10 protein-coding genes are annotated in these 7,195 nt (G+C 46.9%); 9 read left to right on the forward strand and 1 reads right to left on the reverse strand.

The genetic code is table 11. From position 1 onward, the window contains the following. The first annotated feature begins 6 nt into the window (after positions 1-6). From U1E44_RS08365 to U1E44_RS08385, 5 genes are read left to right on the forward strand one after another with little or no spacing between them, the layout of a single operon-like run. Positions 7-474 (forward strand): hypothetical protein, encoded by a 468-nt coding sequence (locus U1E44_RS08365; RefSeq protein ID WP_322930616.1) that lies wholly within the window; start codon positions 7-9, stop codon positions 472-474. Beyond that, positions 471-1,742 carry a hypothetical protein gene (locus U1E44_RS08370; RefSeq protein ID WP_322930617.1) on the forward strand — a complete coding sequence of 424 codons (1,272 nt, stop codon included), beginning with the start codon at positions 471-473 and terminating at the stop codon, positions 1,740-1,742. The genes U1E44_RS08365 and U1E44_RS08370 overlap by 4 nt, the downstream gene beginning before the upstream one ends. Further along, the gene (locus U1E44_RS08375) at positions 1,730-2,065 is read left to right on the forward strand and encodes a hypothetical protein (protein WP_322930618.1); all 336 of its coding nucleotides are present in this window, start codon (positions 1,730-1,732) and stop codon (positions 2,063-2,065) included. Before U1E44_RS08370 ends, U1E44_RS08375 begins: the two co-directional genes overlap by 13 nt. Beyond that, on the forward strand, positions 2,055-2,537 hold the full coding sequence (locus U1E44_RS08380; RefSeq protein WP_322930619.1) for a PulJ/GspJ family protein: 483 nt from the start codon (positions 2,055-2,057) through the stop codon (positions 2,535-2,537). The genes U1E44_RS08375 and U1E44_RS08380 overlap by 11 nt, the downstream gene beginning before the upstream one ends. After that, complete coding sequence (locus U1E44_RS08385; RefSeq protein ID WP_322930620.1) at positions 2,527-3,660, forward strand: type II secretion system F family protein; 1,134 nt, start codon at positions 2,527-2,529, stop codon at positions 3,658-3,660. The genes U1E44_RS08380 and U1E44_RS08385 overlap by 11 nt, the downstream gene beginning before the upstream one ends. Before the next feature lie 14 nt (positions 3,661-3,674). Here U1E44_RS08385 and U1E44_RS08390 read toward each other — a convergent pair whose 3' ends face one another. Further along, positions 3,675-4,964, reverse strand: coding sequence for an HlyD family secretion protein (locus tag U1E44_RS08390; RefSeq protein ID WP_322930621.1), 1,290 nt, complete (start codon positions 4,962-4,964; stop codon positions 3,675-3,677). A gap of 68 nt (positions 4,965-5,032) precedes the next feature. Between U1E44_RS08390 and U1E44_RS08395 the strand changes: the two genes are divergently transcribed. From U1E44_RS08395 to U1E44_RS08410, 4 genes are all read left to right on the forward strand, one after another. Further along, on the forward strand, positions 5,033-5,377 hold the full coding sequence (locus U1E44_RS08395; RefSeq protein ID WP_322930622.1) for an RteC domain-containing protein: 345 nt from the start codon (positions 5,033-5,035) through the stop codon (positions 5,375-5,377). Between the two features lie 318 nt (positions 5,378-5,695). Continuing rightward, a complete protein-coding gene (locus U1E44_RS08400; RefSeq protein ID WP_323673868.1) occupies positions 5,696-5,974 on the forward strand; it encodes a helix-turn-helix domain-containing protein in 279 nt (92 codons plus the stop codon). Positions 5,975-6,381: 407 nt separating this feature from the next. After that, positions 6,382-6,627, forward strand: coding sequence for a hypothetical protein (locus tag U1E44_RS08405; protein ID WP_322930624.1), 246 nt, complete (start codon positions 6,382-6,384; stop codon positions 6,625-6,627). Continuing rightward, a partial coding sequence (locus U1E44_RS08410; protein ID WP_322930625.1) for a P-loop NTPase family protein occupies positions 6,611-7,195 on the forward strand: 585 nt, incomplete at its 3' end. The genes U1E44_RS08405 and U1E44_RS08410, both read left to right, overlap by 17 nt.

Below are 7,195 nucleotides of genomic sequence, written 5' to 3' on the forward strand. Positions count from 1 at the left end.
GGACGATTGAAACGCAACAAAAAGACATACCTGCTTTTGGGGCTCGTACTCGTGATATGGGGCATGATTGGGTTTAAGCTCCTGGGCAGTCTAAGGCCAACCCCCATACCCATGGCAACCGGCAATGCCGTGGAGCGATTCAGACCAACGGACCCGGCCAAAAAGGACACCTTCAGCATTGTGGCCGATTACCGGGACCCCTTTCTGGGCACCTTGCCCAAACGAAAGGATTCCTCTGCCTCCAAAAAAACAAAGGCCAAAATTGTTGCCGTACCCGAAAAGCAGATCCGATATTCCGGCCTGGTGACCGAAAGTACCACAGGAAACAAGATCTTCTTCGTTTCCATAGACGGACAGGATTTTGTGATGTCGCTCCATCAGGTGGAACGGGAAGTAAGACTTTTGGCGGGCAATGGCACCAGCATAAAGGTAAAGTACGGTTCACAGACCAAAACAATTCCGCTAACTCCATGAAAGGGGGCCAAAAAATACCGGCCGGGGCACTTCAGTTTGTGCTCTTTATCGGGGCCATTATCGCAATCCTACTGCTCACCTTTGTTTTGATTTCGCATTCCCATTCCCATTTCAACAAAAAGACCGACCTGACCGTGGGCGTGGTTCTTGCAGCGGATTACGGACTTCAATATGCTTTTGAACAGGAATTGAAATCGGGGGATTCACTTCTGCTCCCTCCCTATGGCCCCATGGGCATCGAAATACGCGTGCAAAAGACCTATTGGGGAGTATTCCAAAAATGGCATTCCATGGCCCGGCACCGGGCCGTTGCCTTTGCAAAAACGGCACTGGTGGGCATGGCATCGGATACGGATACCACGGCCCTCTATCTCCGGGATCGACAACGTCCCTTGGTGCTGGCCGGAAAATCCAAACTCACCGGCCATGTCTATGTGCCAAAACAAGGGCTCCGCATGGGGAATATTGCAGGCAACGCCTACATCCACAAGCAACTGGTCTTTGGGGAACAACGGTTGAGCAAGGAACGTTTGCCGCTGTTGGACAGTGAAATCCTAGAACAGATCCGCTATCTGACCTGGCCTGATTTTCAACCTCGGGGTGAAGCGGCGGCCCTTCGACCGGGATTGGAGCTCAAAAACTCCTTTGCCTCCCCGACAACCTATATCCAAGACCATAATGTCACCCTGCAAGGCGTTGCCCTAAGCGGCAACATCGTGGTACATGCCCTTCAACGTATAACCGTGCATAAGAGCGCCCATTTAAAGGATGTGCTTCTCATTGCGCCCGAAATACACATCAAAGACGGAGTGACCGGCTATTTTCAAGCAATAGCTTCCAAACATATTACAGTGGGAAAACAATGTCGTTTGTCCTATCCCACTGCCCTTGCCGTACAACCCGGGCCAGATGCCCCCGTCCAAAATCCCATCGACTTAAAACCCAATATTGTCGTGGAGGCCGGAAGTGCGGTACAGGGCATGTTGCTCTATCTGGACACATCCGAAGGCTATCGGCATACCCCTCAGATTTATATTGCCGAGGGAGCCACCATCCTTGGGGAAGTGTATTGTGCCAAAAATCTGGAACTAAAGGGCTCGGTTTTGGGCAGGGTATATACCGATGCCTTTATTGCCCTTGAAAACGGGAGCATATATCAGAACCATCTGTACCGGGGAACCATAGACCGAAGCGGCTTGCCCAACACCTATGTCGGACTCCCCATGGAAACGGAAACCGCCCAAAACTATATGAAATGGATGTACTGAAAAGAGTAAAGGGGTCTACCCTTATGGAGACGCTGGTGGCCACCGTATTGATCGTTATCCTGTTTATGATGTCGAGCCTATTGCTGAACTCCATGTTCGCCATGGGCATGAAACAGCATACGACCGTTATAGGCACCCGTTTGCACCAACTGCAATATGAATATGGGCATGGGACCCTTAGCGTTCCGTATTATGAATCGATGGAGGGCTGGGAGATCAGTGTCGCTCCGTCGGATGTACACGGAAACAACGTTTTGCTCTTTAGGGCCGAACATCCCGAACAGGGACAATCAATCGAAAACCGTATCCGATATGCGCATTAAACCCAATACGATCCCGGCCTTTACCTTGAGCGAAATGATGGTGGCATTGGTGATCACCTCCATCGTGGTGGGCATGGCCTTTGCCGTATTGCAGCTGGTACAGCAACACATGCAGGGAATTCAGAATAATTACGGGAACCAAGCCCAAGTAAATCTGTTACGGCAATCGTTGTGGATGGACTTAAACCGCTACAACCGGGTGTTCTTTGATGCGCCCCAACAGGAACTGTTTTTTGCGAATGAGATGGGAACGCATTCGTACCGTTTTGAGGAATCCTTTATCGTCCGGGACCTCGATACCTTTCACCTAAAAATAGTGCGGAAAGCCTTCTTTTTTGAAAACAAGGAAGTCGGTCAGGGCGGGATCGATGCACTCCTCTTAGAGACTGAAAAGGAGTTTGGGGGGCAACGTCTATTTTTGTTCAAGCAGAATTCGGCGGCAACTTATTTAAATGATGGCCATGGGCTTTAAATTGGAACATAGGGCAGCACCCGCTGTCAAGCGGACCGAAACGGATGGGCTTGCCCGACTGCTGCAAACCGAAATAAAGGTGTTCGGGACCTTTTTCAATAATAAAAGGAAAGAGGATTTCTATACGGAGCTCTCCGTCCTGTTAAAGGCGGGCATCCATCTCAGGGAAGCCCTGTCCCTTCTGGCGGAAAATCAAAAAAAAGGGAAGTTGCGCACGTTCTACACGGAAATGGAGGCTTCCCTGGTGGCCGGAAGAAGCTTTTCCGATATTTTAAAAACCCGAAAGGAATTTACCGAGTATGAATACCATTCCATTAAAATCGGGGAAGAAACCGGTAACATGGCACGGATTCTGGAAGAACTGGGCAAGTTCTTTGCCCGGAAAAACGAGCAGCGCAGAGGGCTGATGAACGCCCTTACGTACCCTATCATCATCTTGGTCACCGCGGTATTGGTCGTCGTGTTCATGCTGCGCATGGTAGTGCCCATGTTCGAGGATATTTTTAAACAGAACAAGGTAGAGCTGCCCGCCATTACCAAAATGATCATTAGTGCCTCCAACTTTATAAAAGACTATGGATGGGTGGTATTGGTGGTTTTGGTCGCCCTCCTTGTGCTCCGCGGCACTTTTAACAAAAAGGAATGGTTCAGGAAGAACAAGGATCGTCTGTTGATGAGACTGCCTTTGATAGGCCCCTTTGTCCGCATCGTTTATCTGGCGCAATTTACGCAGGCGGTCGCCCTTCTTACTTCCTCCAAGGTGCCTTTGCTGAACAGCATCCAACTCGTAAAGAAAATGATCGGCTTTTATCCTTTGCAAAAGGCACTGGGCGAGGTGGAAGCCAGTGTCTTAAAAGGGATCAGCCTCAACGAAAGCCTAAAGGCCAATAAAATATTTGATGCCAAAATGGTATCGCTGGTAAAAGTGGCCGAGGAAACCAACCAGACCGAGTTTATTTTTCAACGGTTGAACGAACAATATTCCATTGAGGTCCAACAAAAATCCAAGCTGTTGTCCACCCTTATGGAGCCCTTGATCATTGTCATCGTGGGCATCTTCGTTGGGGTCATTTTGGTCTCCATGTATTTGCCGATGTTCAAGCTGAGCACGGTGTTGGGGTAGCTTGGATACAAAATTCAATCCACAACCTTCCTAAATTGATTAAACAACCGTTCAATCAATCGCAAATCCTCAGTGATGATTTCAGCTGTACCGGTCATTTCGTGCTTGAAATCAATTGTTTTGCCGTAGGAAGTTATGAGTTCATTGGGTAAGGATACATCGACAAGATAAAAGCCATCGGCATCCAATGTCCGGGAAATATGGGATACTTCTCCTATCAGAACTCCATATTCAGATTCAGGGAAGTTGTCCATACTGATGTTCACCCTCTGCCCAATCCTAATCTTTCCTGAATTGCCGGAGGGTGCCTTTATTTTGCACACATATCGTGAGCTTTCATTAGGGAGTATGTTAAAGATCAGCTGCCCTTCCCGAACCGATTGGTTTTTGCTCCAAACGTTCAAAAAGGATACCGTCCCCACGATGTCGGATTTCAGGACATAGGTGTGTTCCCAATCCGCTATGGCCTTTTTCAATTGGTTATAGGACTGCAGTGTCCCTTTTAGCAATTGCACTTCCTCCCTTGTTTCGGTGATCACCGTTCCCTTAGATGTCCTATCCGCATCGGAAATAGCCTGCCGGGTCTGGGATATACTATGCTTAACATTCGCATAATTTCGTTCTGCGAGGAGTAGTTCTACTTCCTTATTTTCAAATTCCTGAGTGGAGATGACACCCCTGTCTAATAGTTGTTTACTTCTTTCGAGTTCCTTTCGTTTTAGCGCAAGTTCTGCATTGCTCCATTTAAGTTGGGCATCCTGGTTCCGTAATTGCACCCTGAGCTCAGTCAAGGTAGTGGTGTTGGCCAACTTTTCGTTGCTGAACGGATGCAGTTCCTTGTTCAAAAGGTAATCGTAATACTTGTTTTCAAAATTGGAGAATTGCAATTCAATATCCCCAAGAAATAAGATGGGCAATTCCGCAATTGGAAAGTTCAATTGTTTTTTATCCAGCGGAACGGAATCCATGACCGACTTTAAGTACATTACATCCTCAGTTATGGCCGTATTCCCCACCACCCCCAAAAGGGAGTTTTCAGAAACATACTGCTCATCGCTTACATGGATGGTGTCCAACTTTCCCGTACTGTTGGCAAATATCTTTTGAGGCGGCACCTCCGTGGTAAGTACGGCATTAGCTTCAATGGTATCTGGGTATTTCACAAACCAGCCTACCCCAATAAATGCAAGAAATGTGGACAATAGCGTAAGATTGCCCCACCGAATCGTCCAGTGAGGCACGTCGGTCAATACCTCCCGCACTTCCTCACTCCGCAGTTCCATATCATTCAATGAATTTGCCATTCAATTCCCGAGGTTTAATTGGTTCTTGACCAGATTATAATAGTGTCCTTCCTTTTGATGACCGACTTTTGGCAAAATTCCACGCCATACGCAAATTGCTCCCTCACCTGCAGCAGCAATTGGCACATTTGGACGAAAACTCTAAAGCTCAGGGCAATTCCCATCTCCGATGGACATCCACCAAGGCGGCCATGACCGAGTTGATCTATGCCCTCCACTATGCCCGGGCTATCAATGACGGTAATTCCGATATTCAGGAGATCGCCCTTACCCTACAGCAACTGTTCCACTTTGAACTGGGGGATTTCTATAAGACGTTCAACGACATCAAAGCCCGAAAAAAAAGCAGAACCAAGTTTCTGGACGAACTGTCCATGGGATTGATCACCCAATTGGACAAAGAGGATCGATAGGCCTATTATTGCATTTTTATGGGCAAGTCCAAATGTTAAAAAAAGACCGTACTCGGACGACCTCCGGTGTTTTTGAAAATCGGCGTGTTTTTAGGTTCATTTTCTTCATAATCTCCCTTTTTTGTCGTTGGGTAGCCCCTAAATACCTGTAAAATAGACCAAAATTAATTATGTTAAAATTTGACCGGAGGTCGGTCATCTCCTGATTTTTATTGCAGGAAAACCTTCAGTTTTGTCCCAGAAAGTCAAATCATGATCGGAGCCACCATGCTAAAAAAGACGAACCAATGGTGGCTCCTTTCTTTAAAAACTAGAATTATGCCAGCACATCCGATTACCTCTGATGATCTCCGGGAGTTTAAATTGGAACTCCTTGAAGCCATACAAAAACTGCTCACCGATCCCGTATCGGGGGGCACCAAAAAATACCTGAAATCCGGGGAAGTGATGAAGCTGCTCCAGATCAGTGCCAGCACCTTACAAACGCTTCGGATCAATGGCACGCTTCCCTATTCCAAAATGGGCGGTACCCTTTTCTATGCCGTGGACGATATCGAAAGAATCATGCAGGATAATAAAATTCAACGTTCGTATTAATCGTCCTATGAATTACATTAAACACCTCAATGCGGTCTTTGTACGGTTTGTAAAGGATCCCCGTCTGAATCCCACCCACGTTAGCCTGTACATGGCACTTTTCCAATATTGGAACATACAGAACTTTCCGGAACGGATCTATGTCAGCCGGGACTATATCATGCAAATGAGCAAGATTGGTTCACTGGCAACCTACCATCGTTGCCTGAAAAATCTCCATGACTGGAGCTACCTCCACTATATGCCGTCGCATAATCCCTATCAGGGCAGTCAGGTGAGGATGCTCAAATTCGGTACAAGCTCTGAACAGGCACTAGACAAGTTAGAAACAAGTGCTGAACAAGCATTAGTACCTAATATAAACCTATATAAACCTTTAAGAAACTTAAATAAACAAAACACACACAATGGAAAACGAGGTTGCTTTATTTTTTAAAGAAAAAAAATGGCCGGCTGTTGAAGGAAAAAAATTCTTTCACCACTATTCCAGTTTAGATTGGACGCTCAACGGAACGACCATCATCACCAACTGGCAGGCACTGGCCGAAAAATGGATGATTAATGGCATTCGCGTCCATGAGCCTAAAACAGTAAAGCCCATCAAAGACCATCTCCGAACCGTAAAAAACAAAGATTATGGAAAACCCCTCTAGGATCGAGGAAGGCGGGGTGGTGTATACCCTGGCAGACGTGATTGGTGGAAAATTAATTTACAACTTTCCAAGAATAGTACGCTATTTGGATGTTAAAGGGAAAAAATTGTTTGGCTCCGATTTCAAAATACATACGGAAGACCATGAAATACTGTTGAAGCTAGCCAACTATTTTATCCGGGATGAAGATCGGTGTCGGGAAAACGGCATTGACATCCACAAAGGACTTTTGTTGAGCGGCCCGGTGGGCTGTGGCAAGACCAGCTTTATGCGCCTCTTGCGGCATATTGTGCCACACCAACGACCCTACGAAGTTATTCCCAGTAGGAACATCGCCTTTGCCTTTAACCATCTGGGGTTTAAGGTCATTGAAGATTACGGGCAGAATGGCTCCTATTGTTTTGACGATCTTGGCGTAGAACCCATCGGTCGATTTTACGGCAAGGACTGCAACGTTATGGGCGAGATCCTCATTTCCCGCCACGATTTGCTTATTAAACACAACCTAAAAACCCATGCCACCACCAACCTCAATGCCGAGGAACTGGAGGATCTTTATGGTAACCGG

The organism is Aurantibrevibacter litoralis, assembly GCF_034651555.1.
Classification (GTDB): Bacteria; Bacteroidota; Bacteroidia; order Flavobacteriales; family Flavobacteriaceae; genus Aurantibrevibacter; species Aurantibrevibacter litoralis.